This is a genomic window from Streptomyces thermovulgaris (assembly GCF_002155915.1).
In the GTDB taxonomy this organism is placed as follows: domain Bacteria; phylum Actinomycetota; class Actinomycetes; order Streptomycetales; family Streptomycetaceae; genus Streptomyces; species Streptomyces thermovulgaris.
In genome coordinates, this window is the sequence record NZ_MUME01000115.1 from 906 (window position 1) to 25,268 (window position 24,363).

21 protein-coding genes and 1 pseudogene are annotated in these 24,363 nt (G+C 71.1%); 11 read left to right on the plus strand and 11 right to left on the minus strand.

Annotated elements, in window-relative coordinates; translation table 11 throughout:
• Positions 1 to 278: pseudogene (locus tag CCN35_RS29360) on the minus strand (hypothetical protein); the annotation flags it as partial.
• A 100-nt stretch (positions 279 to 378) separates the two neighbouring features.
• Between CCN35_RS29360 and CCN35_RS11870 the strand changes: the two are divergent.
• Complete coding sequence (locus tag CCN35_RS11870) at positions 379 to 1,359, plus strand: ATP-binding protein (protein ID WP_067393909.1); 981 nt, start codon at positions 379 to 381, stop codon at positions 1,357 to 1,359.
• A 6-nt stretch (positions 1,360 to 1,365) separates the two neighbouring features.
• On the opposite strand, the gene CCN35_RS11875 is transcribed toward CCN35_RS11870, so the two are convergent.
• Positions 1,366 to 2,622 carry a polysaccharide deacetylase family protein gene (locus CCN35_RS11875; protein ID WP_086792540.1) on the minus strand — a complete coding sequence of 419 codons (1,257 nt, stop codon included), beginning with the start codon at positions 2,620 to 2,622 and terminating at the stop codon, positions 1,366 to 1,368.
• 332 nt (positions 2,623 to 2,954) lie between these two features.
• On the opposite strand from CCN35_RS11875, the gene CCN35_RS11880 reads away from it, so the two are divergent.
• The 6 genes from CCN35_RS11880 (at position 2,955) to CCN35_RS29365 (ending at position 11,039) form a co-directional block, all read left to right on the plus strand.
• Complete coding sequence (locus tag CCN35_RS11880) at positions 2,955 to 5,390, plus strand: SulP family inorganic anion transporter (RefSeq protein WP_086792542.1); 2,436 nt, start codon at positions 2,955 to 2,957, stop codon at positions 5,388 to 5,390.
• A gap of 128 nt (positions 5,391 to 5,518) precedes the next feature.
• Entirely contained in the window at positions 5,519 to 7,483 is a 1,965-nt protein-coding gene (acs, locus tag CCN35_RS11885; protein WP_067393805.1) for an acetate--CoA ligase, read from the plus strand.
• 239 nt (positions 7,484 to 7,722) lie between these two features.
• Positions 7,723 to 9,162 carry a Na+/H+ antiporter NhaA gene (gene nhaA, locus CCN35_RS11890; RefSeq protein ID WP_086792544.1) on the plus strand — a complete coding sequence of 480 codons (1,440 nt, stop codon included), beginning with the start codon at positions 7,723 to 7,725 and terminating at the stop codon, positions 9,160 to 9,162.
• A gap of 128 nt (positions 9,163 to 9,290) precedes the next feature.
• Complete coding sequence (locus tag CCN35_RS11895; protein ID WP_067393811.1) at positions 9,291 to 9,785, plus strand: phage holin family protein; 495 nt, start codon at positions 9,291 to 9,293, stop codon at positions 9,783 to 9,785.
• Positions 9,782 to 10,732 carry an alpha/beta fold hydrolase gene (locus CCN35_RS11900; RefSeq protein ID WP_086792546.1) on the plus strand — a complete coding sequence of 317 codons (951 nt, stop codon included), beginning with the start codon at positions 9,782 to 9,784 and terminating at the stop codon, positions 10,730 to 10,732. Before CCN35_RS11895 ends, CCN35_RS11900 begins: the two co-directional genes overlap by 4 nt.
• Before the next feature lie 127 nt (positions 10,733 to 10,859).
• On the plus strand, positions 10,860 to 11,039 hold the full coding sequence (locus tag CCN35_RS29365; protein ID WP_079129694.1) for a hypothetical protein: 180 nt from the start codon (positions 10,860 to 10,862) through the stop codon (positions 11,037 to 11,039).
• A gap of 93 nt (positions 11,040 to 11,132) precedes the next feature.
• Here the strand turns inward: CCN35_RS29365 and CCN35_RS11910 are convergent, their stop codons facing one another.
• The 3 genes from CCN35_RS11910 to nth all read right to left on the minus strand — a co-directional run bounded on the left by CCN35_RS11910 (position 11,133) and on the right by nth (position 14,138).
• Entirely contained in the window at positions 11,133 to 12,332 is a 1,200-nt protein-coding gene (locus CCN35_RS11910; RefSeq protein WP_086792551.1) for a MarP family serine protease, read from the minus strand.
• A 73-nt stretch (positions 12,333 to 12,405) separates the two neighbouring features.
• A complete protein-coding gene (locus CCN35_RS11915) occupies positions 12,406 to 13,113 on the minus strand; it encodes an NUDIX hydrolase (RefSeq protein WP_067393817.1) in 708 nt (235 codons plus the stop codon).
• 143 nt (positions 13,114 to 13,256) lie between these two features.
• Positions 13,257 to 14,138 carry an endonuclease III gene (gene nth / locus CCN35_RS11920; protein ID WP_245863128.1) on the minus strand — a complete coding sequence of 294 codons (882 nt, stop codon included), beginning with the start codon at positions 14,136 to 14,138 and terminating at the stop codon, positions 13,257 to 13,259.
• Between the two features lie 501 nt (positions 14,139 to 14,639).
• On the opposite strand from nth, the gene CCN35_RS11925 reads away from it, so the two are divergent.
• The gene (locus tag CCN35_RS11925; protein ID WP_067393821.1) at positions 14,640 to 15,314 is read left to right on the plus strand and encodes a Crp/Fnr family transcriptional regulator; all 675 of its coding nucleotides are present in this window, start codon (positions 14,640 to 14,642) and stop codon (positions 15,312 to 15,314) included.
• 118 nt (positions 15,315 to 15,432) lie between these two features.
• Here the strand turns inward: CCN35_RS11925 and CCN35_RS11930 are convergent, their stop codons facing one another.
• From CCN35_RS11930 to sp36, 4 genes are all read right to left on the minus strand, one after another.
• The gene (locus CCN35_RS11930) at positions 15,433 to 16,263 is read right to left on the minus strand and encodes an MBL fold metallo-hydrolase (RefSeq protein WP_067393823.1); all 831 of its coding nucleotides are present in this window, start codon (positions 16,261 to 16,263) and stop codon (positions 15,433 to 15,435) included.
• A gap of 43 nt (positions 16,264 to 16,306) precedes the next feature.
• Positions 16,307 to 17,176, minus strand: coding sequence for an NUDIX hydrolase (locus tag CCN35_RS11935; protein WP_067393825.1), 870 nt, complete (start codon positions 17,174 to 17,176; stop codon positions 16,307 to 16,309).
• An 81-nt stretch (positions 17,177 to 17,257) separates the two neighbouring features.
• On the minus strand, positions 17,258 to 17,725 hold the full coding sequence (locus CCN35_RS11940; RefSeq protein ID WP_067393828.1) for a RidA family protein: 468 nt from the start codon (positions 17,723 to 17,725) through the stop codon (positions 17,258 to 17,260).
• Positions 17,722 to 17,880, minus strand: a complete 159-nt coding sequence (gene sp36, locus CCN35_RS11945) for a Sp36 family protein (protein ID WP_073947089.1) — start codon at positions 17,878 to 17,880, stop codon at positions 17,722 to 17,724. Before sp36 ends, CCN35_RS11940 begins: the two co-directional genes overlap by 4 nt.
• Before the next feature lie 106 nt (positions 17,881 to 17,986).
• On the opposite strand from sp36, the gene bagA reads away from it, so the two are divergent.
• On the plus strand, positions 17,987 to 18,964 hold the full coding sequence (bagA, locus tag CCN35_RS11950; protein WP_067393831.1) for an ATPase BagA: 978 nt from the start codon (positions 17,987 to 17,989) through the stop codon (positions 18,962 to 18,964).
• The gene (gene bagB / locus CCN35_RS11955) at positions 18,961 to 20,349 is read left to right on the plus strand and encodes an ATPase BagB (protein ID WP_067393834.1); all 1,389 of its coding nucleotides are present in this window, start codon (positions 18,961 to 18,963) and stop codon (positions 20,347 to 20,349) included. Before bagA ends, bagB begins: the two co-directional genes overlap by 4 nt.
• Positions 20,350 to 20,418: 69 nt before the next feature.
• On the opposite strand, the gene CCN35_RS11960 is transcribed toward bagB, so the two are convergent.
• Positions 20,419 to 20,757 (minus strand): WhiB family transcriptional regulator, encoded by a 339-nt coding sequence (locus tag CCN35_RS11960; RefSeq protein WP_067393837.1) that lies wholly within the window; start codon positions 20,755 to 20,757, stop codon positions 20,419 to 20,421.
• A 451-nt stretch (positions 20,758 to 21,208) separates the two neighbouring features.
• Here CCN35_RS11960 and CCN35_RS11970 point away from each other — a divergent pair, with 451 nt between their 5' ends.
• The gene (locus tag CCN35_RS11970; protein WP_086792549.1) at positions 21,209 to 23,554 is read left to right on the plus strand and encodes a transglycosylase domain-containing protein; all 2,346 of its coding nucleotides are present in this window, start codon (positions 21,209 to 21,211) and stop codon (positions 23,552 to 23,554) included.
• A gap of 100 nt (positions 23,555 to 23,654) precedes the next feature.
• On the opposite strand, the gene CCN35_RS11975 is transcribed toward CCN35_RS11970, so the two are convergent.
• Positions 23,655 to 24,119: a GatB/YqeY domain-containing protein gene (locus CCN35_RS11975; protein WP_067393848.1), complete on the minus strand. Its 465-nt coding sequence runs from the start codon at positions 24,117 to 24,119 to the stop codon at positions 23,655 to 23,657.
• Positions 24,120 to 24,363: the final 244 nt, after the last annotated feature.

A 24,363-nucleotide genomic window follows, 5' to 3' on the forward strand; every position in this document is an offset into this window, starting at 1 on the left:
GCGCTGGAGGAGGTGCGCCGGCGCACCTCCTCCAGCGCCCAGTCCGCACCGGACAGCGCCGCGGAGCCGCGCGCACCGCGCAGCGCCGCCTCGGAGGTGATCTCGTTGCTCCGGCGTCGCATGACCCGGTGCCCGTAGACCCGGTCCACGGCCTTGCGCACGGACTCCACGCACTCGGCCACTCCGGGCAGCGTCCCCAGGGCCGCAAGGGGGTCCCCGCCGCTCGTGCTCTTCGGGGAGCCGGGGGGAGGTTCAGCGGCCGCGCCTGTCGTACTCATGAGTACGACCCTACGCACCCGGGCGGGACATTCCCCGAAGGAGTGGTCTTCTTCACGGAGCTTGTCACCCAGAGCCACCGCCCGTATACCCTTCGTGAACATGAAAATTGCTTTCGTCGGGAAGGGCGGCAGCGGCAAGACCACTCTGTCCTCCCTGTTCATCCGCCATCTCGCGACGACGGGCGTGCCCGTCGTCGCGATCGACGCCGACATCAACCAGCACCTGGGGGCCGCGCTCGGGCTGGAGGAGGAGCAGGCCGCCGCGCTGCCGGCGATGGGCGACCACCTCCGGCTGATCAAGGACTATCTGCGCGGCACCAATCCGCGCATCGCCTCCGCCGAGACGATGATCAAGACGACTCCGCCGGGCGAGGGCTCGCGTCTGCTGCGCCTGAACGAGGACAACCCGGTGTACGACGCCTGCGCCCACCCGGTGGAGCTCGACGGCGGCACCGTGCGCCTGATGGTCACCGGCCCCTTCACGGACGCCGACCTGGGGGTCGCCTGCTACCACTCCAAGACCGGAGCGGTGGAGCTGTTCCTGAACCACCTGGTGGACGGCCGCGACGAGTACGTGGTGGTCGACATGACGGCGGGCTCGGACTCCTTCGCCTCCGGACTGTTCACCCGCTTCGACATCACGTTCCTCGTCGCCGAGCCGACCCGGAAGGGCGTCTCCGTCTACCGCCAGTACAAGCAGTACGCCCGCGACTTCGGCGTCGTGCTGAGGGTCGTGGGCAACAAGGTGCAGGGGCAGGACGACCTCGACTTCCTGCGCGCCGAGGTCGGGGACGACCTGCTGGTGACCGTCGGGCACTCGGACTGGGTGCGCGCCATGGAGAAGGGCCGGCCGCCCCGGTTCGAGCTCCTGGAGGACGCCAACCGCCGTGCCCTGCAGCTGCTCCAGGTCACCGCCGACGCCACGTACGAGCTGCGCGACTGGCACCGCTACACCCAGCAGATGGTGCACTTCCACCTGAAGAACGCCGCCTCGTGGGGGAACGAGCGGACCGGGGTCGACCTGGCCGCCCAGATCGACCCCGGCTTCGTCCTCGGCGAGGACGTCGCCGCCCCGGCCTGAGCGCCGCTACGGCCGGGGTGCCCCGGGCGCCCCTCTGGGGGCGGGGGCCGGACGGTTCGGGAGGAAGGACGCCCAGCCCTGACTGGGCGCCTCGCCGACCTCCAGCGTGCGCAGTTTCGCGAGGGTCTGCGGGTCCTGGGCGTCCAGCCAGTCGACCAGCTGGCGGAAGGAGACGCAGCGCACCTCGGGCTTGGTGCACACCTCCTTCACGACCTGCTCGACGGCACGCATGTAGGTGCCGCCGTTCCAGGACTCGAAGTGGTTGCCGATGATCAGGGGGGCGCGGTTGCCGTCGTAGGCCCGGTAGAACCCTCTGAGCAGGCCCTCCCGCATCTGGTTGCCCCAGTGCTCGAACAGGGCGGGGTCGCCCTGGGTCTGCGTACCGGACTGGTTGACCATGAAGTTGTAGTCCATGGCCAGCTGTTCGAAGCTGTGCCCGGGGAAGGGCACCAGTTGCAGCGACAGGTCCCACAGACCCTCGCGCTTGGTGGGCCACACCTGGCGGTTGACACCGCTGCTGTCGTAGCGGAAGCCCATCCGGCTCGCCGCCTTGATGAAGTTCTCCTGTCCCTCCAGGCAGGGGGTGCGGGCGCCGATGAGCTCCTTGTCGTAGTCGAAGGGCAGCGGGGGCACGTCCTTCAGGCCGGTGTTGGTCTTCCAGGTCTTCACGAACTGCTTGGCCTGGGCGATCTCGCTCTTCCACTCCTCGACCGACCACTGGCCGACCCCGCCGTCGGGGCCGCAGAAGTGGCCGTTGAAGTGCGTGCCGATCTCATTGCCCTCCAGCCACGCCAGCCGGATCTGCTCGACCGTGTCGGCGATGCCCTTCTCGTCGTTGAAGCCGATCTCGGAGCTGCCCGGGGGGTGCCGCGGCGGGCGGTACAGGTCGCGCTTCTCCTTCGGCAGCAGATAGACGCCGCTGAGGAAGTACGTCATGGTCGCGCGGTTCTCCCGGGCGACCTTGCGGAAGTGCGAGAACAGCTTCTGGCCGTCCTCCCCCGCCCCGTCCCAGGAGAACACGACGAACTGCGGGGGCCTTTCACCGGGCTTGAGCCTCTCGGGCCTGGGCAGGTGCGGCTGGGCCCCGGTGTACGCGGTGGACCCGTCGCCGATCAGACGGACGACGCTCCCGGGCGCCGGCGCACCTTTGTACGGAGCGTCGCGCGCGCCCCGTTCGGGTGCCTCCGGGCCGCTCGCACAACCGGCGAGCGACGAGATGCAGACCACGGCGACGCCCAGGGCGATCCTCCGGGTGGCGGCCATGTTCCGCCCACCTTCTTCCTTCTCTCGTCCTACGCCGAGACGGCGTGTGCTGGTGATGCGCCGGACGTGCCGACGGCGCCGCCAAGGTCGCACGGACCGAGGAAAGAATTAATACGACAAGCCGATGAAAATCCTGGTTCACTCATCAAGATGACGAGATGCGCCATTTGCTCGGAACATCAGCGAGCGCCTTTTACAGGGCATTACGATCGCTTTACTCAACGCTGATTCCGCCATGCCCGTCGGCCAGTCGGTTGCGCCCGTCGGTCCGTCGGCCCGCCGGCCGAACCCGTCGACACCCCCGCGACCGCGCCACCCTGAGGAGACGGAACATGCAGGCCCGCATCCCCGCCCGCACCGTGAACTCCGCCCGCACCGAGCGCTTCCATCCGCCCCACAGCCCGCCGCGCCTTCCCCGTGTCGCGAGCGCCGATCTGTCGGCGTCCGTCACGGTCTTCCTGATCGCCCTGCCCCTCTCCCTCGGCATCGCCCTGGCCACGGGCGCCCCGCTGCAGGCCGGGCTCGTGGCCGCCGCCGTGGGCGGACTCGTCGCCGGCCGGCTCGGCGGCTGTCCCCTGCAGGTCAGCGGCCCCGCCGCCGGACTCACGGTGGTCACCGCCGACCTGATCCACCGTTATGGATGGCGCACGACCTGTGCCGTCACCGTTCTCGCCGGTCTCGTCCAACTCGGCCTGGGATGCCTGCGCGTGGCCCGCAGCGCACTCGCCGTCAGCCCCGCCGTCGTGCACGGCATGCTCGCCGGGATCGGTGTGACCATCGCCGTCGCCCAGGTGCACATCGTGCTCGGCGGCAGCCCGCAGAGCTCCGTGCTCGACAACCTCCGTGTTCTTCCCGCCCAGTTGGCCGACCTCGACCCGGCGGCACTCGCCGTGAGCGCGCTGACCCTGGCCCTGCTGCTGTCCTGGCCGCGTCTGCCCGGACGCCCCGGCGGCCTGCTGCGCAAGGTGCCGTCCCCGCTCGTCGCCGTCGCCGGAGCCGCCGCCGTCGCCTCCCTCGCCGGGCTGATGGTGCCCCGGGTCGAGCTGCCCTCCTGGCGCAGCCACGCCCTGGCCGGACTGCCCGAGGGACCGGTGCTCGGCCTCGTCGCCGCCGTGCTCACCACCACGCTGGTGTGCAGTGTGCAGTCCCTGCTCGGCGCGGTCGCCGTGGACAAGCTGGTGGCGGGCCGCGCCGGTGCGAGCGCCGGCATCGGCCGCTCGGACCTGGACCGGGAACTGCTCGGCCAGGGCGCCTCCAACATCGTCTCCGGCGCGCTCGGCGGACTGCCGGTCGCCGGTGTGGCCGTGCGCAGCTCGGCGAATGTGCACGCGGGCGCCGTGAGCCGGAACTCCACGATGCTGCACGGCGTGCTCGTGGTGGCCGCCGCGGTGCTGATGGTCCCGGTCCTGGAGCTCGTCCCGCTCGCCGCGCTCGCCGCGCTGGTGATGGCCGTCGGCATCCAGATGGTGTCCCTGCACCACATCCGCACGGTGACCCGCCACCGGGAAGTGCTGGTCTACGCCGTCACCGCCCTCGGCGTGGTGGCCCTCGGCATCCTGCAGGGCGTGGCCCTCGGCGTCGCCGTGGCCGTCGCCGTCGCCCTGCACCGCCTCGCCCGCACCCGCATCACGCACGAGGAGCGGGAGGGGGTCCACCACATCCATGTGCGAGGACAGCTGACGTTCCTCGCGGTGCCGCGGCTCAGCCGGGCCCTGCACCTCGTCCCCCCGGGAGCCGATGCGGTCGTCCGGCTGGACGGCTCGTTCATGGACCACGCGGCGTACGAGTCGCTGCGGGACTGGCGGCGGACGCACTGCGCACAGGGCGGAACGGTCGAGCTCACGGGTCTGCGCGCGGGAGTGCGCATCGCCGAGCCGACCGGCCCGGACGGCACCCGGTGCCGGTGCCGGCCCTGGACGCCGTGGCGCAACCACCAGTGCGCGGGCGGACCGAGCCCCGCGCCGGCGTCCGACGGACGCGGCTGGCAGCTGGCCCGCGGCCTGCGCACGTTCCAGCACACCATCGCACCGCATGTGCGGGCGGAGCTGGCACGGCTGGCGCGGGAGGGACAGCGGCCGTCCCAGCTCTTCCTGACCTGCGCCGACTCACGGCTGGTCACCTCGATGATCACTTCCAGTGGTCCCGGCGACCTCTTCGTCGTGCGCAATGTGGGCAACCTCGTGCCGCCGCCGGACCAGGAGGGCGACGCCTCGGTGGCCGCCGCGGTCGAGTACGCGGTGGACGTGCTCGGGGTGCGCTCCCTCACCGTGTGCGGCCACTCGGGGTGCGGGGCGATGAAGGCCCTGCTCGAATCCGGCCCCGGAAAGGCCCTGCTCGAATCCGGCGCCGGAAAGACCCTGCTCGCCCCCGGCGCCGGGCAGGCCCGCACCCCGCTCGAGCGGTGGCTGCGGCACGGGCTGCCCAGTCTGGAGCGGCTGGCCGAGGACGGCCACCGCGCTCCCCGGACGGACGGCCGCCCGCCCGCCGACCCGGTCGAGCAGCTGTGCCTGATCAACATCGTCCAGCAGCTGGACCATCTGCGCGCCCACGCCCCGGTGGCCCGCGCCCTGCGCGAGGGAAGGCTGGAGCTGCACGGCATGTACTTCCACCTGGGCGAGGCCCAGGCGTACCTGCTGACGGAGACAGACGCGGAGACGGACGGGGAGAAGGTGTTCATCCGGGTCGGCGCGGCGGAGGAGCCGTGGCCGGCGGACCTGTCCGGCACCCGGTCGCACAACGGCCGGCGCACAGGGGTCTCCGGAAAGTGAACCCCCGGCGTCCGCTGTCCGTGACCCGTGAATGAGCGGGTGCCAGGATGGGGAGAGGGTTGACCGGCATCCGCGGTGCTCGGAGAATCGAGCCCCGAAATGGTCTAAACCAATTGGGACGGTGTGCGATGGCTGAGAACGAGCGTTCTTCACTCTCCAACCTGCTGAAGGAGGAGCGACGTTTCGCGCCGCCCGCCGACCTGGCCGCTGATGCCAACGTCAAGGCGGAGGCGTATGAACGGGCCAAGGCCGACCGCCTCGGCTTCTGGGCCGAGCAGGCCCGGCGGCTGACCTGGGCCAAGGAGCCGACCGAGACGCTCGACTGGTCGAACCCGCCGTTCGCCAAGTGGTTCAAGGACGGCACGCTCAACGTGGCGTACAACTGCGTGGACCGGCACGTCGAGGCAGGCATCGGCGACCGTGTCGCGATCCACTTCGAGGGCGAGCCCGGCGACAGCCGCGCCCTCACCTACGCCCAGCTCAAGGACGAGGTCTGCAAGGCCGCGAACGCGCTGCTCGAACTGGGCGTCCGGAAGGGCGACCGGGTGGCCATCTACATGCCCATGATCCCGGAGACGGCCATCGCCATGCTGGCCTGCGCCCGGATCGGCGCGATGCACTCCGTGGTCTTCGGCGGCTTCTCCTCGGACGCGCTCGCCACCCGGATCGAGGACGCCGACGCCAAGGTCGTGATCACGGCCGACGGCGGGTACCGGCGCGGCAAGCCGTCCGCGCTCAAGCCCGCCGTGGACGAGGCCCTCCGCCGCGCGGACGGCGTCGCGCACGTGGTCGTGGTCCGCCGCACCGGGCAGGACATCGCCTGGACCGAGGGCCGGGACATCTGGTGGCACGACCTCGTCGACCGGCAGTCGGCCGAGCACACCCCCGAGGCCTTCGAGGCCGAGCACCCGCTGTTCATCCTCTACACCTCGGGCACCACCGGGAAGCCCAAGGGCATCCTGCACACCTCCGGCGGCTACCTCACCCAGGTGGCGTACACGCACTGGGCCGTCTTCGACCTCAAGCCGGAGACCGACGTCTACTGGTGCACCGCCGACGTCGGCTGGGTCACCGGCCACTCGTACATCGTGTACGGACCGCTGGCCAACGGTGCGACGCAGGTGATGTACGAGGGCACGCCCGACACCCCGCACCAGGGCCGCTTCTGGGAGATCGTGCAGAAGTACGGCGTGACGATCCTCTACACGGCGCCGACCGCGATCCGTACGTTCATGAAGTGGGGCGACGACATCCCCGCGAAGTTCGACCTGTCCTCCCTGCGCCTTCTCGGCTCGGTCGGCGAGCCGATCAACCCCGAGGCGTGGATCTGGTACCGCAAGAACATCGGCGGCGACCGCACCCCGGTGGTGGACACCTGGTGGCAGACGGAGACCGGCGCGATCATGATCTCCCCGCTGCCGGGGGTGACCGAGGCCAAGCCCGGCTCGGCCCAGCGCACGCTGCCCGGCATCTCGGCGACGGTGGTGGACGACGAGGGGAACGAGGTGCCCAACGGCGGCGGTGGCTACCTGGTGCTCACCGAGCCGTGGCCGTCGATGCTGCGCACCATCTGGGGCGACGACCAGCGGTACATCGACACGTACTGGTCCCGCTTCGAGGGCAAGTACTTCGCCGGTGACGGCGCCAAGAAGGACGACGACGGCGACATCTGGCTGCTCGGCCGGGTCGACGACGTGATGCTGGTGTCCGGGCACAACATCTCCACCACCGAGGTCGAGTCCGCCCTCGTCTCCCACCCGGCGGTCGCCGAGGCCGCCGTGGTCGGCGCGTCGGACCCGACGACCGGGCAGGCGATCGTCGCCTTCGTGATCCTGCGCGGCACGGCCACCGAGAACGAGGACCTGGTGAGCGAGCTGCGCAACCACGTGGGCTCGACCCTCGGCCCGATCGCCAAGCCCAAGCGGATCCTGCCGGTGGCGGAACTGCCGAAGACCCGCTCCGGGAAGATCATGCGGCGGCTGCTGCGCGACGTGGCGGAGAACCGGGAGCTCGGAGACGTCACGACGCTGACCGACTCCACCGTCATGGACCTCATCCAGGCCAAGCTCCCCGCGGCGCCCAGCGAGGACTGAGGCGGGCGGCGGACCGGACAGCACCGCACACGGTCCCGGCGAGGACTGAGCACGTCCCCCCAGGGGCACTCGGCGGCATGCACGCCGAGTGCCCCTGCGTGCTCCGTGGGAGGAACGTCATATCCGTCCCCGCCGCACCTTGGGTAGGCTGACCGGGCAGCACAACAGAAGAGATCCTCAGGTGCGCCGGGAAGTCTGGTCGGCATGCGTTTTGTCCTGCCCACCGACCGGAGGTTTCCGTGGCCGCGTCCCGCACCAGCACCACACGCAAGTTCCTGGACCGTCTGTCGCTGTCCGAGCGGAACTTCGTCGCGGACGCCCTGCGCACCGAGACCGTCGGCGGCATGCTGCTGCTCCTCGCCGCGGTCGTCGCCCTCCTGTGGGCGAACATCCCCGTCCTGCGCCCCAGCTACGAGAGCATCAGCCACTTCCACCTCGGCCCCGCCGCGCTCGGCCTGAATCTCTCCGTGGCGCACTGGGCCGCCGACGGACTGCTCGCGATCTTCTTCTTCGTCGCCGGGGTCGAGCTCAAGCGCGAACTGGTCGCCGGTGATCTGAAGGACCCCAAGGCCGCGGCCCTGCCGGTGGTCGCCGCGGCGTGCGGCATGGTCATGCCCGCGGTCGTCTACGTCACGGCCAACCTGGCCGGAGGCGGGTCGCTCGCCGGCTGGGCGGTGCCGACCGCGACCGACATCGCCTTCGCACTCGCCGTGCTCGCGGTCATCGGCACGTCCCTGCCCAGCGCCCTGCGCGCCTTCCTGCTGACGCTCGCCGTCGTGGACGACCTGTTCGCGATCCTGATCATCGCCGTCTTCTTCACCAGCCGGCTGAACTTCGCCGCCCTCGCCGGAGCGGCGGCCGGCCTGGCCGTCTTCTGGCTGCTGCTGCGCCGGGGCGTGCACGGCTGGTACGTGTACCTCCCGCTCGCCCTGGTGATCTGGGGGCTGATGTACAACAGCGGCGTGCACGCCACCATCGCGGGCGTCGCGATGGGCCTGATGCTGCGCTGCACCCGCCGCGAGGGCGAGGAGACCTCCCCCGGCGAGCACATCGAGCATGTCGTGCGCCCGGTGTCGGCGGGGCTGGCGGTGCCGCTGTTCGCCCTGTTCAGCGCGGGTGTCTCCATCTCGGGCGGGGCCCTGGCGGACGTGTTCACCAGGCCCGAGCCCCTCGGGGTCGTCCTCGGGCTCGTGCTCGGCAAGATGCTCGGCATCTTCGGCGGGACCTGGCTCACCGCCCGCTTCACCAGGGCGTCGCTCAGCGAAGACCTGGCCTGGGCCGATGTGTTCGCGGTGGCCACGCTCGGCGGGATCGGCTTCACCGTGTCCCTGCTGATCGGCGAGCTGGCCTTCGAGGGCGACGCCGTGCTCACCGACGAGGTCAAGGCCGCCGTCCTCACCGGCTCCCTCATCGCGACGATCCTGGCGTCCGTCCTGCTCAAGCTCCGCAACAACCACTACCGCAGGCTGTGCGAGGCCGAGGAACGGGACGAGGACCAGGACGGCGTCCCGGACATCTACGAGCAGGACGACCCCGCCTACCACCTGCGCATGGCCGAGATCCTGGAGCGCAAGGCCGCGGAGCACCGCCGGCTCGCCGCGCTCAAGGAGGCCGAACGGGCCGGGCGGCTTGCCGAAGTGCCGGGAGGGGCAGGCGAGGAGAACGACAGTCGGGCATGATCTGACGGGACGGTACAAAAGACAGGACCGTTCCCAGTCGGGCAGAAGTCAGGCAGCAGTCGACGCCGGACCGAAGCCGGACGGAGACCACGACGACGTTCTCAGTCAGGCAGGAGAGGGAGACCGCGATGAGCGCACCCGACGGCAGCCCGGTCGGCGCCGAACGCAGTATCGGCCAGTTGTTCGCCGCGGCGACCACCGAATTGTCGGCGCTGGTGCACGACGAGATCGCACTGGCCAAGGCCCAGCTGAGGCAGGACGCCAAGCGCATCGGGGCCGGCGGCGTGCTGGGGGCCCTGGCCGCCGCGCTCTTCCTGTTCTCCCTGCCGATGCTCAACTTCGCGCTGGCCTACGGCATTCACACCTGGACCGGCTGGAACCTCGCCCTCTGCTTCCTGCTGTCCTTCCTCGCCAATGTGCTGGTCGCCGGTGTCCTGGGCCTGATCGCCTGGGTGCTCACGAAGAAGGCCAGGAAGAGCAAGGGGCCGCAGAAGGTCGCCGCGTCCATGAAGGAGACGGCCGGCGTCCTGCAGAAGGCCAAGCCCCACCCGCGCCCCGAGCCGCGTGCCCTGGAGGACCGTTCCCCCGCGGCCATCGAGGCTGTGGCACGCTCGTCCTCATGACGGAGCCCACCACTCCTTCGGAGCAGTCGACATCGGTGGTACGGATCGACGTGCCCGGTGACAGGAAGGTGACGCACCGGAACGTCGCCGCCAACGGCGCCCGCTTCCACATCGCCGAGCTCGGCGACGGGCCTCTGGTCCTGCTGGTGCACGGCTTCCCGCAGTTCTGGTGGACCTGGCGGCACCAGCTGGTCGCCCTCGCCGACGCGGGCTTCCGCGCCGTGGCGATGGACCTGCGGGGCGTGGGCGGCAGCGACCGCACCCCCCGCGGCTACGATCCGGCCAACCTCGCCCTCGACATCACCGGCGTGATCCGCTCGCTCGGCGAGCCGGACGCCGCGCTGGTCGGCCACGACCTCGGCGGCTATCTGGCGTGGACGGCCGCCGCGATGCGCCCCAAGCTCGTACGGCGGCTCGCGGTGGTCTCGATGCCGCACCCGCGGCGCTGGCGCTCGGCGATGCTCTCGGACGTCCGGCAGACGGCGGCGAGTTCGTACATCTGGGGATTCCAGCGGCCCTGGATCCCCGAACGGCAGCTCACCGCCGACAACGGCGCCCTGGTGGCCCGTCTGGTGCGGGAGTGGTCGGGGCCGCGGCTGCCGGACGACGAGGCGGTGCGGGTCTACCGCCGCGCCATGTGCATCCCCTCCACCGCGCACTGCGCGATCGAGCCGTACCGCTGGCTGGTGCGCTCCCTGGCCCGCCCCGACGGCATCCAGTTCTACCGCCGGATGAAGCGGCCCGTGCGGGTCCCGACGCTGCATCTGCACGGCACCCTCGACCCCGTGCAGCGCACCCGCAGCGCGGCCGGCTCGGGCGAGTACGTCGAGGCGCCGTACCGCTGGCGCCTGTTCGACGGCCTGGGGCACTTCCCCCATGAGGAGGACCCGATCACCTTCTCGGCGGAACTGGTCAACTGGCTGAAGGACCCCGAGCCCGACCGGTGACCCGGCCCGGGCGCCCGCCGTCCGGACGGGAACGTCCGCCCGGTGAACGGCCATGTGCCCGGTGCATAGGCCAATTGAGGCTGCCGCGGGCGGTTATCGACCTTGAGGCAGGGGCAGAGGTCCGGGTATGGGCTGGACGCACGACTACAGCGACGTAGCACGCACCCGCCGTTCGGCGAGCGGTCCGGGCTCCCTGCACCGGGAAGCCCCACAGCGGACGAACACGGGCCCCCGGATGGGCATTCCACGCATCCTGCGGCGCCGCGCCCGCTGGGTGTCGGTCCGTCTGCGTCACCCACGCGGCTGACCCACCACGCAGTTTCCCCGGGTTTTCCCGGTTTCCCCGGCTCTCCGGACCTCCCGGCCTCCCGGACTTTCCGGTCCCGGCGGGCCTGCCGGCTCACAGCGCGCAGCTGTCGCTGCCCACCTGCTGGTTCGCGGCACGTCCCTGGACGATGTCCTGCCGGATCTCGTCCACCGTGAGCGCGTAACCGGTCTCGGCGTCGTCGAGGGACTTGGCGAACACCACGCCGTACACCTTGCCGTCGGGGGTGAGCAGCGGGCCGCCGGAGTTGCCCTGACGGACGGTCGCGTACAGCGAGTAGACGTCACGGCGGACGGTGCCGCGGTGGTAGATGTCCGGGCCGCTGGCCGCGATGCGCCCGCGCACCCGTGCGGCACGGACGTCGTACGGCCCGTTCTCCGGGAAGCCGGCGATGATGGCGCCGTCCCCGCTCTGCGCATCGGTGTCCGCGAACTGCAGGGCGGGTGCCTTAAGGTCCGGCACGTCGAGCACGGCGATGTCGCGGCGCCAGTCGTACAGGACGACGGTGGCGTCGTACTTCCTGCCCTCGCCGCCTATCTGGACGGTGGGCTCCTCGACACCGCCGACGACATGCGCATTGGTCATGACACGGCGCTCGTCGAAGACGAAGCCGGTGCCCTCCAGGACCTTGCCGCAGCTGCGCGCGGTGCCCATGACCTTGACGACGGACTGCTTGGCGCGCAGGGCGACGGCGCTGTTGGCCAGGGCCGGGTCCGGGGGCCGTACATCGGTGATGGGCTCGTCGGTGAACGGGCTGAAGACCTGCGGGAAGCCGTTCTGCGCCAGGGACGAGCCGAAGTCCGCGAACCAGTTGTCGGCCTGGTCGGGCAGCACCTCGGAGATCTCGCCGAGCACCTTGGAGGTGCGGACCTCCTTGCCGATGGTCGGTATCGTCGTCGCGCCCAGGAGCGAGCCGATCAGCCAGGCGACGAAGAGCAGGGCGGCGACATTGACCAGGGCGCCGCCGGTGGCGTCCAGGACGCGGGCCGGGGACCAGGTGATGTAGACGCGCAGCCTGCTGCCGAGATGCGTGGTCAGGGCCTGGCCGACCGAGGCGCAGACGATCACGACGACGACCGCGACGACGGCCGCGGCGGTGCTGACGGGCGAGTTGTCCGTCAGGGCGTCCCAGAGGACCGGGAGCGCGTACACGGCGGCGAGACCGCCGCCCAGGAACCCGGCCACCGACAGGACACCGACGACGAATCCCTGGCGGAAGCCCACGACCGCGAACCAGGCAGCGGCGATCAGCAGCAGGATGTCCAGCACGTTCACCGCGTCGAGCCTCGCCTCGTCGTGTTCCGATCGCCCCAGGCCGGCCGGCTCCCCGGCCGTGGTGCCCACCCTGTCATGATCGCCAGTCGAGCGGGACCTGTTTGCCGCGGTCCCAGGGCCGCTCCCAGCCGGCGTAGTGGAGCAGACGGTCGATGATTCCGGCGGTGAACCCCCACACCAGGGTCGACCCGACCAGGAAGGCCGGGCCCCGGTGGCCGCTGGGATGGACGGTCATGGCCCGGTTGGCCGGGTCCGCGAGATCCGCCACGGGGACGGTGAAGACACGGGCGGTCTCCGCCGGGTCGACGACACCGACCGGGCTGGGCTCGCGCCACCAGCCGAGCACGGGGGTGACCACGAATCCGCTGACCGGGATGTACAGCCGGGGCAGCGCACCGAACAGCTGGACGCCCCTCGGATCGAGCCCGGTCTCCTCCTCGGCCTCGCGCAGTGCGGCCCGCAGCGGGCCCTCGCCCTGCGGGTCGCCGTCCTCCGGGTCGAGGGCCCCGCCGGGGAAGGACGGCTGGCCGGCGTGCGAGCGCAGGGAGCTGGCACGCTCCATGAGCAGCAGTTCCGGGCCGCGCTCGTCCTGTCCGAAGAGGATCAGGACGGCGGCCTGGCGTCCCGCGCCGTTCTCCGGCGGCAGGAAGCGGCTCAGCTGGAGGGGCTGGACCGTCTCGACGACCCGTACCACCGGCTCCAGCCAGCCCGGCAGGCCGTCCGTGCTGAGCGTCACGGAGCCCTCCCGCGTGCCGCTCGCCGTCTCACCCGCCCGTGCCATCGCCACCCCCCGGCCCCGTCGTCTGCCGCCGTCCGCGCAGCCGCCGTCCGTACCGCCCTGTGCGCCGCCGCCCTGCCGTGTCCAACGCACGGGGGCATCGTGTTCGTTCCGCCCGCCCCGGGGCCGCGCGGGCCGCACCGCCATCACCCGGCCCCCAGGGGTGGTGCCGGCCTGCCGCCCGCGTCCAGATAGGACTGCGGGGGTTTGAGCCGCTGGCCCGGCAAACCGCCCTTTTCGTACTTCAGCAGCTTCTTCGCCTTCTCCGGGTCCGTCTCGCCCTCCCCGTACGCGGGGCACAGCGGGGCGATCGGGCAGGCGCCGCACGCGGGCTTGCGGGCGTGGCAGATACGGCGGCCGTGGAAGATCACACGGTGCGAGAGCATCGTCCACTCGCTCTTGGGGAAGAGCGCGCCGACGGCGGCCTCGATCTTGTCGGGGTCGGTCTCCTCGGTCCACTTCCAGCGCCGCACCAGCCGCTGGAAGTGGGTGTCCACGGTGATGCCGGGGCGGCCGAAGGCGTTGCCGAGCACCACGAAGGCGGTCTTGCGGCCCACGCCGGGCAGCCTGACGAGGTCCTCGAGCCGGTTTGGGACCTCCCCGCCGAACTCCTCCACCAGCATCCTGGACAGGCCCATGACCGACTTGGTCTTGGCCCGGAAGAAGCCGGTGGGCCGCAGGATCTCCTCGACCTCCTCCGGGTCGGCGGCGGCGAGGTCCTCGGGGGTGGGGTACTTGGCGAACAGCGCGGGGGTGGTCTGGTTGACCCGCAGGTCCGTGGTCTGGGCGGACAGGACCGTGGCGACCAGCAGCTGGAAGGGGTTCTCGAAGTCCAGCTCGGGGTGGGCGTAGGGGTACACCTCGGCGAGCTCGCGGTTGATCCGGCGGGCGCGGCGGACCAGGGCGGTGCGCGACTCCTTCCGCGGCGGCTTCGGGGCGACGGTCCTCGCGGGCGGGGTCCCCTCGACGGCGGCGGTGGCCTTCCCCGGCGCGACGGCCGCCTTCCGGGGAGGCACGGCCTTCCGCACGGGGGGCTTGCGCGCGGAGGTCTTCTGCGCCGGGGGCTTCTGCGAGGCGGCCTTCCGTGAAGAGGTCTTCCGCGGAGAGGTCTTCGGCGTGCCCGTCTTCTGCGGCTCCGTTTTTTCCGTGGCTGCTTCAGCGGCCGTTTTCCCCGTGGAAGCCGCTTTCTTCACCGGAGCCTCTTTCGCCTCTTGCGCCGCACTTGTTCCATCGTCGGCCTCTTGTTCGCCCAAGGCGGAATTCCGATGCACAACCACCCGCGCAGTCCCTCCGACCCGTGCTCTCACCGGCGACTTGGACACCCGGCCAGCCTAGAGCCCTGCACCGGCATCCGCTTCGGAGCCCGAGGATCGGACCCCGATTGGCCCCCTGGCGCGTATCCCGGAACATCTGTGCGGCATCCTTGTGACAGATCACACTGTTTGGACCGTCCGGCAAAATGGGGAACACGGACCCCCTGGCACGCGGGGGCCCAGGTCCCCCTGAGCAGGTCGACAAGGAGAGAACTCGTGGACGACGTTCTGCGGCGCAACCCGCTCTTCGCGGCGCTCGACGACGAGCAGGCCGCGGAGCTCCGCGCCTCCATGACGGAGGTGACCCTCGCACGTGGTGACTCGTTGTTCCACGAAGGCGACCCGGGCGATCGTCTGTATGTGGTCACCGAGGGCAAGGTCAAGCTGCACCGCGCCTCCCAGGACGGCCGTGAGAACATGCTGGCCGTCGTGGGCCCCGGTGAGCTCATCGGTGAGCTGTCGCTGTTCGACCCGGGCCCCCGCACCGCGACCGCGACCGCGCTGACCGAGGTCAAGCTGCTCGCCCTCGGTCACGGCGACCTGCAGCCCTGGCTGAACGCGCGGCCCGAGGTGGCCGGCGCCCTGCTGCGTGCCGTCGCCCGGCGTCTGCGCAAGACCAACGACCAGATGTCCGACCTGGTCTTCTCCGACGTGCCGGGACGTGTCGCCCGCGCCCTGCTGGACCTCTCCCGCCGCTTCGGCGTGCAGTCCGAGGAGGGCATCCACGTCGTCCACGACCTCACTCAGGAGGAACTGGCCCAGCTGGTCGGCGCCTCGCGCGAGACCGTGAACAAGGCCCTGGCCGACTTCGCCCAGCGCGGCTGGCTCCGTCTGGAGGCCCGCGCGGTGATCCTGCTGGACGTGGAGCGCCTCGCGCGGCGCTCGCGCTGACGGCGACGGCCGTACCCCGACAGGCGACCGCGTACGGAAGACGTGAAGGCGGCGGGCTCCGTCCCCGTGAGGGACGGAGCCCGCCGTCGTCGTACCGTCCGGTCCCCGGCCCGGGCCGTCAGATGAGCCCGTGCTCCTCCAGGTACTCCAGCTGGGCCCGCACCGACAGCTCCGCGGCCGGCCACAGGGCGCGGTCGACGTCGGCGTACACATGGGCGACGACCTCGGACGGGGTGCGGTAGCCGTTCTCGACGGCCGTCTCGACCTGGGCGAGCCGGTGGGCGCGGTGGGCGAGGTAGTACTCGACGGCGCCCTGGGCGTCCTCCAGGACGGGTCCGTGACCGGGCAGGATCGTGTGGACGCCGTCGTCGACCGTGAGCGACCTCAGACGCCGCAGGGAGTCCAGGTAGTCGCCCAGGCGGCCGTCGGGGTGCGCCACGACCGTCGTGCCGCGGCCCAGCACCGTGTCGCCGGTGAGGACCGCCTGGTCGGCCGGGAGGTGGAAGCACAGGGAGTCGGCGGTGTGCCCGGGGGTCGGCACGACCCGCAGCTCCAGGCCGCCCACCTCGATCACCTCTCCGGGGCCCAGGCCCTCGTCGCCCAGCCGCAGGGCCGGGTCGAGCGCACGCACGTGCGTGCGGGTCAGTTCGGCGAAGCGGGCGGCGCCCTCCGCGTGGTCGGGGTGGCCGTGCGTCAGCAGGGTCAGCGCGATGCGTTTGCCCGCCTTCTCCGCCGTGCCGATCACACGGGTCAGATGGCCCTCGTCCAGCGGCCCCGGGTCGATCACCACGGCCAGGTCGGAGTCCGGCTCCGAGACGATCCAGGTGTTGGTGCCGTCCAGCGTCATGGGGGACGCGTTGGGGGCGAGGACGTTGACGGCCCGCGCGGTGGCGGGACCACTGAGAACGCCGCCGCGGGGCTGCCCGGGGAGCGCTGCTGCGTCCGTCATGCGAGGAAACCTTCCTGGACGTCCGGCGTGCACGGGCCGCGGCTCACGCGGGAGCCGCCCCGTTCGGGATGTGCTTGGTGAACTCGTCGTGGCCCGGCCAGGACAGCACGATCTCGTCGCCCACCAGGCGGGCCTGTGCGAGAACGGGGGTCAGATCGCGGTCCCGCGCGGCCGCGAGCGCCTCGGCCGGGCTGCCGCAGGGGATCAGCTGGCGCAGGGTGGCGATGGTGGGCGGCATCATCACCAGCTCGCCCCGGTCGTACGCGGCCGCCGCGTCCTCGGGCCGCACCCACACCGTGCGGTCGGCCTCCGTGGAGACGTCCCGGGTGCGCTGGCCCTCGGGAAGCGCGGCCACGAAGAACCAGGTGTCGTAGCGGCGGGCCTCGAACTCCGGGGTGATCCAGCGCGTCCAGGCACCCAGCAGGTCCGAGCGCAGCACCAGGCCCCGGCGGTCCAGGAAGTCCGCGAAGGACAGCTCACGGGCGACCAGGGCGGCACGGTCGGCCTCCCAGTCCTCGCCCGTGGTGTCGCCGACCACCGAGTCGGCGTCGGGCCCGGCGAGCAGGACACCGGCCTCCTCGTAGGTCTCGCGGACGGCGGCGCAGACGATCGCCTGGGCCGCGCTCTCGTCCACACCGAGCCGGTCGGCCCACCACGCGCGCGTGGGACCCGCCCAGCGGACCAGATGGTCGTCGTCACGGGGGTCGACACCCCCGCCCGGGTACGCGTACGCGCCTCCGGCGAAGGCCATGGAGGCGCGTCTGCGCAGCATGTACACGGCGGGACCGGCGCCGGTGTCCTTCAGGAGCATCACGGTGGCCGCACGCTTCGGCACGACCGGGGTGAGGGTGCCGTTCGCGAGCGCGCGAATGCGTTCCGGCCAGTCCGGGGGATACCACTGCCCATTCGCCATGGGCGGAGGCTATCCCGTGGTGAGCGGATGTTCGAGAGGGGGCCGGGGCCGGGTCCCGCTCAGCACCTGTCCGGGGCCCGTCTAGCGTTCCTCCAGCTCGACCTGGACCTCCACCTCCACGGGCGCGTCCAGCGGCAGCACCGCCACCCCGACCGCGCTGCGCGCGTGCACGCCCCTGTCGCCGAGCACCTCGCTCAGCAGTTCGCTGGCACCGTTGACGACACCCGGCTGGCCGGTGAAGTCCGGGGCGGAGGCGACGAACCCCACGACCTTCACCACGCGCGCGATGCGGTCCAGGTCGCCCGCGACGGACTTCACGGCGGCGAGGGCGTTCAGCGCGCAGATGCGCGCCAGGTCCTTGGCCTCCTCCGGCGTGACCTCGTGACCGACCTTGCCGGTGACCTCCAGCTTGCCGTTCACCATCGGCAGCTGACCGGAGGTGTAGACGTACGCGCCGGAGCGCACGGCCGGCTGGTAGGCGGCCAGCGGCGGCACGACCTCCGGCAGTGTCAGCCCCAGCTCGGCCAGCTTCGCCTCGACCGCGCTCATCCCTGCTTCTCCCGCTTCAGATAGGCCACCAGCTGCTCCGGGTTCGGTCCGGGCACGACCTGGACGAGCTCCCAGCCGTCCTCGCCCCAGGTGTCCAGGATCTGCTTCGTGGCGTGGACGAGCAGCGGCACGGTTGCGTATTCCCACTTGGTCATGGGCCGACTGTAGCCCCTGCGGCGCGCCGGTCACCGGCCGACCACGACCGGCGGTTGTCCACGGCCTGCCGCGTGCACGGCGCACCGACTGGTTAGGCTCGAGGGCGTGAGCAGGCTCCAGGTCGTCAGCGGCAAGGGCGGGACCGGAAAGACGACGGTCGCCGCCGCCCTCGCGCTGGCCCTGGCCACGGCGGGCAGGCGGACGCTTCTCGTCGAGGTCGAGGGCCGGCAGGGCATCGCACAGCTCTTCGAGACGGAGGCGCTGCCCTACGAGGAGCGGAAGATCGCGGTCGCTCCCGGGGGCGGGGAGGTCTACGCGCTCGCCATCGACCCCGAACAGGCCCTGCTGGACTACCTCCAGATGTTCTACAAGCTGGGCAGTGCCGGCCGGGCCCTGCGGAAGATCGGTGCCATCGACTTCGCCACCACCATCGCCCCCGGTCTCAGGGACGTCCTGCTGACCGGCAAGGCCTGCGAGGCGGTGCGGCGCAAGGACCGCAGCGGACGGTTCGTCTACGACTACGTCGTCATGGACGCGCCGCCCACGGGGCGCATCACCCGTTTCCTCAACGTCAACGACGAGGTGGCGGGCCTGGCGAAGATCGGCCCGATACACAACCAGGCCCAGGCGGTGATGCGGGTGCTGAAGTCGGCCGAGACGGCCGTGCACCTGGTGACGCTGCTGGAGGAGATGCCCGTCCAGGAGACGGCCGACGGCATCGCCGAACTGCGCGCCGCCGGGCTGCCGGTGGGCCGGATCATCGTCAACATGGTGCGTCCGCGGGTGCTGGACGCGAAGGACCTGGAACTCGTACGGACCATTCCGCGTGCCGCTCTCGCCCGGTCGCTGTCCTCCGCCGGGCTCGGCGGCGCACGGCGCGGCGGAAACGCCGAGCGGCTGGTGGACCCGCTGCTGGAGCAGGCCGAGGAGTACGCCGAGCGGTACGCGCTGGAGGAGGAGCAGCGCTCCGTGCTGGGCGAGCTGGGCCTGCCGCTGCACGAGCTGCCGCTGCTCTCCGAGGGCATGGACCTGGCTGGTCTGTACGAACTGGCGACCGAGCTACGGAAGCAGGGGATGTCATGAGTCCGGACCCGGCGCACGCGCGTGAGACGCCCCGTCCGCACGACGGCTCGCGCGCGTACGACGGCACCCGCCGTCTCGCCCCCGCGCGTGTGCTCGACATCGATCCGCTGCTCGACGATCCCAGGACCCGGATCGTGGTGTGCTGCGGCTCGGGCGGGGTCGGCAAGACGACCACCGCCGCCGCCCTCGGCCTGCGTGCCGCCGAACGGGGCCGCAAGGTGGTCGTCCTGACCATCGACCCGGCCCGCCGGCTCGCCCAGTCCATGGGCATCGACTCGCTCGACAACGTGCCGCGCCGGGTGAAGGGCACGGAGGGCGACGGCGAGCTGCACGCCATGATGCTCGACATGAAGCGCACCTTCGACGAGGTCGTCGAGGCGCACACGGATCCCGAGCGGGCCGCCGCGATCCTGGCCAACCCCTTCTACCAGTCGCTCTCCGCGGGCTTCGCCGGCACGCAGGAGTACATGGCCATGGAGAAGCTGGGCCAGCTGCGGGCCAAGGACGAGTGGGACCTCATCGTCGTCGACACCCCGCCGTCCCGTTCCGCGCTGGACTTCCTGGACGCCCCCAAGCGGCTCGGTTCCTTCCTCGACGGCCGGCTGATCCGGCTGCTGACGGCCCCGGCGAAGCTGGGCGGGCGTGCGGGGATGAAGTTCCTGAACGTCGGGATGACCATGATGACCGGCACGCTCGGCAAGCTGCTGGGCGGTCAGCTGCTCAAGGACGTCCAGACGTTCGTGGCCGCGATGGACACCACCTTCGGCGGCTTCCGCAAGCGCGCGGATGCCACGTACAAGCTGCTGCAGGCACCCGGAACGGCGTTTTTGGTGGTCGCGGCCCCGGAGCGCGACGCGCTGCGCGAGGCCGCGTACTTCGTGGAGCGGCTGGCGGCGGAGAAGATGCCGCTGGCCGGTCTGGTGCTCAACCGGGTGCACGGCAGCGGGGCCGACCAGCTGTCGGCCGAGCGGGCGCTGGCCGCTGCGGAAAATCTTGAAGAGTCCCGCATTGTGGATCAGGAGGACGGGAAAAAACTCCGTAACTCTCCCGACACGTACGGCAGTTCAGACTCTCCCACTTCTCGTTCCGACCCCGGTGCACCGCAGGCCGACACGGCCACCGGCACCGATGCCTCCGCTTCCGCCGACGCCCCGGACCCGGTCGTCGACCAGGTCGCCGCGGGCCTGCTGAGGCTGCACGCCGAGCGCATGCAGCTGCTGCTCCGTGAGCAGCGCACCCGTGACCGCTTCACCGCCCTGCACCCCGAGGTGCCGGTGGCCGAAGTGGCCGCGTTGCCCGGCGATGTGCACGACCTCGCGGGGCTGCGGGACATCGGAAACCGGCTCGCGAACAACCGGCGCGAGCCGTCCGAACCGAACGCCTGACGCCCGCGCGGCCCGGGAGGGCGTCCCATGCGGCCCGGGAGGACCCCAGGAGGCCGCAGGAGGACGTCCTCAGCCCACTGCCGCGTACTTCTCGTGCACCTGGCCGTTCTCCATGGCTGCCGCGTTCGCCGCGCGCTCGTACTCCATCCGCGCGGTCTCCAGCAGCCGGCGCCAGGAGGTGACGGTCGGACGCCGGCGCAGCAGTGCGCGGCGCTCACGCTCCGTCATGCCGCCCCAGACACCGAACTCCACACGGTTGTCGAGCGCGTCGGCGAGGCACTCGGTGCGGACCGGGCATCCGGTGCACACCGCTTTCGCCCTGTTCTGCGCCGCTCCTTGAACGAACAGTTCATCCGGATCGGTAGTGCGGCAGGCCGCCTGCGCACTCCAGTCGGTTACCCAGCCCATACCGGCGCCGTCCTCTCCCGAATCGAGGCTCCCCCACGGCGACGGCGGCATATTCACCGCCGCCAGTTGAGGACGTTACGGAAGGTGGGCACGGCGCAACACCCCCAGCGGGCCCAATCTTGAATGGTCCGAACGGACTATGGGGAAGCGGCAGATCACCCGGGGGAGTGAGCTGGGGACATGCGCGACATGACCGACATCATGAAATAATTACGGTGCGCAATAACGGACTTCATATGACATACAAGATGAATTCGGACACGCACCTCCATGCTCTTGCGGCGTGCCCCGACACACTCCTCCCTCCCCCTCCGGCAGAGGGGCCGGGCGGAGCCGGAACGTTTCGAGGCCGTCGGACGTATTGATACGTAGCCGCGCGGCTGTGACAGTGTGAGCAGCTTAGGCCAAGGCATATACGCGTGTCCGGCGAATGAGAACGTAGGCTGCCCTCATGCCAAAGAAGCGCTCCGGTGGAGGTCTGTCGCCCACGCAACAGGCCGCCAAGTTCCTCGGTGTCAGTGTGCTCGCGGGAGTCGTGATGGCCGGCATCGCGCTGCCCGCGGCCGGCGCGCTGGGCCTCGCGGCCAAGGGATCGGTCGAGGGCTTCGACCACATCCCGGCCAATCTCAAGCGTCCGCCGCTCAGCCAGCGCACCACGATCCTGGACAGCCAGGGGAACAAGATCGCCCAGGTCTACTCCCGCGACCGTACGGTGGTGGATCTGAAGGACATCTCGCCGTACATGCAGAAGGCCATCGTCGCGATCGAGGACGCGCGCTTCTACGAGCACGGCGCGATCGACCTGAAGGGCGTGCTGCGCGCCCTCAACAAGAACGCGCAGAGCGGCGAGGTCACCGAGGGCGCCTCCACGCTCACCCAGCAGTACGTGAAGAACGTCTTCGTGGAGGAGGCCGGCGACGACCCGACGAAGGTCGCCCAGGCCACCCAGCAGACCCTCGGCCGCAAGATAAAGGAGCTGAAGTACGCCATCCAGGTCGAGAAGGACCTGGGCAAGAAGAAGATCCTCGAGAACTACCTCAACATCACCTTCTTCGGCCAGCAGGCCTACGGCGTCGAGGCCGCCTCCCAGCGCTACTTCTCCAAGCGCGCCAAGGACCTGACCCTTCCGGAGGCCGCGATGCTGGCCGGCCTCGTCCAGTCGCCCAGCCGCTACGACCCGGTCAACAACCCGGCGGAGGCCACCAGACGGCGCAATGTCGTGCTGCAGCGCATGGCCGACGTCGGCGACATCTCCCAGGCCGAGGCCGACAGGGCCAAGAAGCAGCCCCTGGGCCTGAAGGTCACCCGGCCGCGCAACGGCTGCATCACGGCGGTCAAGGGCGCCGGCTTCTTCTGCGACTACGTCCGCGAGGTGTTCCTGAGCGACCCCGTCTTCGGCAAGACCAGGGCGGAACGGGCGAAGATCTGGAACCAGGGCGGTCTGACCATCCGCACGACGCTCGACCCGCAGGCGCAGGACGCGCTGCAGAAGGCGGTCCGGGAGCACGTCAGGCAGAACGACGAGGTGGCCGCCGCGGCCGCCATCGTCGAGCCCGGCACCGGCAAGATCCTCGCCATGGGCCAGTCCCGCCCGTACGGCTTCGGCAAGAACGAGACGCAGATCAACCTCTCCGTCGACCGCGCCATGGGCGGAGGCGCCGGCTACCAGCCCGGCTCGACCTTCAAGCCGATCGTCGCGGCCGCGGCCCTCGAGAACGGGATGCCCCCGACGAAGACGTACGCCTCGCCGTACAAGATGGACTACCCGACCCCGGTCGCGACCTGCAACGGCGTGTGGAACGAGAAGGGCAGCACGGTCGAGAACGAGAACGAGTCGGAGGTCGGCCCCTACGCCATGAAGGAGGCGACCGCGAAGTCGGTCAACACCTACTTCGTGGAGCTGATCAGCGAGATCGGCATCTGCCCGGTGGTGAAGATGGCCCAGAAGATGGGCATCGAGCGGGCGGACGGCAAGAAGCTGGAGCAGGCCCCGTCCATCGCCCTCGGCACCCAGGAGATGTCCCCGCTGACCATGGCGGGCGGCTACGCCACCTTCGCCGCGCGCGGCATCCACTGCACCCCGGTCGCCATCGAGTCGATCAGCCAGCGCATCGGCAACAAGACCAAGTCGTTCGAGGTCCCGAAGACGACCTGCTCCCGCGCGATGTCGGAGAGGACCGCCGACACCATCAACACGCTCCTCAGGGGCGTGGTCGAGGACGGTACGGGCACGCAGGCCGGCCTCGGCAGCCGTCCCAGCGCCGGCAAGACCGGTACGACGGACTTCCGCTACGCCGCCTGGTTCGTGGGCTACACCCCGAACATGGCCGGCGCGGTCTGGGTCGGCGACCCGGCGCACAAGCGGAGGATGGAGAACATCTCGATCGGCGGAGTCTGGCACGCCAAGGTCTTCGGCGGCCAGGTGCCCGGCCCGATCTGGCGCGACATGATGAGCGGCGCGCTGGAGGGCAAGCCCGCCCTGCCCTTCAACCTCGTGGACATCCCGGACCCGGAGAGGAAGCGCGACAGGGGCAGGAACGAGGAGGACAGGGACGAGGACAAGAACAGGGGCAGGGGCCGCGGGAACGGCGGATTCATCGGCGGCCTGTTCGGCGGCACCGGCGGACCCGGTGGCCCCGGCGGGACCGGACCGGGCGGAACCGGACCGGGTGGCAACGTGACCGGCGGAATCAACGGCGGCATCCCCGCCCCGGACCCGTCCTTCACCCTCCCGGGCGGCTTCTTCCAGGGCCAGGACGGCGGCCCGCAGGGCATCGACGGCGGACAGCGCAACTGACGGCCCCGCCGGCCACCACGGCGAGGACCCCCATGCGGAGGGGGCGCCGGCTGTCAGCCGGCGCCCCCTCCGCGCAAGTCGATCACCGATCGGCCGCTGATCAGCCCGCCAGCATCTTCTTGACCACGGCGGCGACCCGGCCGCCCTCGGCCCGCCCCGCGATCCTGGGGCCCACGATCTTCATGACCGCTCCCATGGCCCGCGGCCCCTCGGCACCGGCCGCCCTGGCCTCCTCGATGGCCTCGGCGACGATCGCGTTCAGCTCGTCGTCCGACAGCTGCTTGGGCAGATAGGCGGCCAGCACCTCGCCCTCGGCCTTCTCCCGCTCGGCCGCCTCCGGACGACCGCCCTGCGCGAAGGCCTCGGCCGCCTCCCGGCGCTTCTTGGCCTCCCGGGCGATCACCTTGATGACCTCGTCGTCGGAGAGCTCGCGCTTCTCCTTGCCCGCGACCTCCTCCTTGGTGATCGCGGCAAGCGTCAGCCGGAGCGTCGCGGAGCGGAGCTCGTCGCGCTCCTTGATCGCGGTGTTGAGGTCATCGTGCAGCTTCGACTTGAGCGTGGTCATGGAGGTGATTGTCGCAGCTGCGGTCACATCCTCGCGCGCCAATTCCCGGGGCGTGCCGGTACGCCGGCCGCCGGACCGGCCCCGTGGACCGGCCCGGGACTCCCCTGCGGACCGGCCTGGGACGGCTCCGCGGACCGGCCCGGGGCAGCCCCATGGCCGGGCCCGGGACGCCCTCGTGACCAGCCCTGAACGGACCACCGCCACCCCTCTCTCCTATACACACCTCACGCTGCAGACGATATGC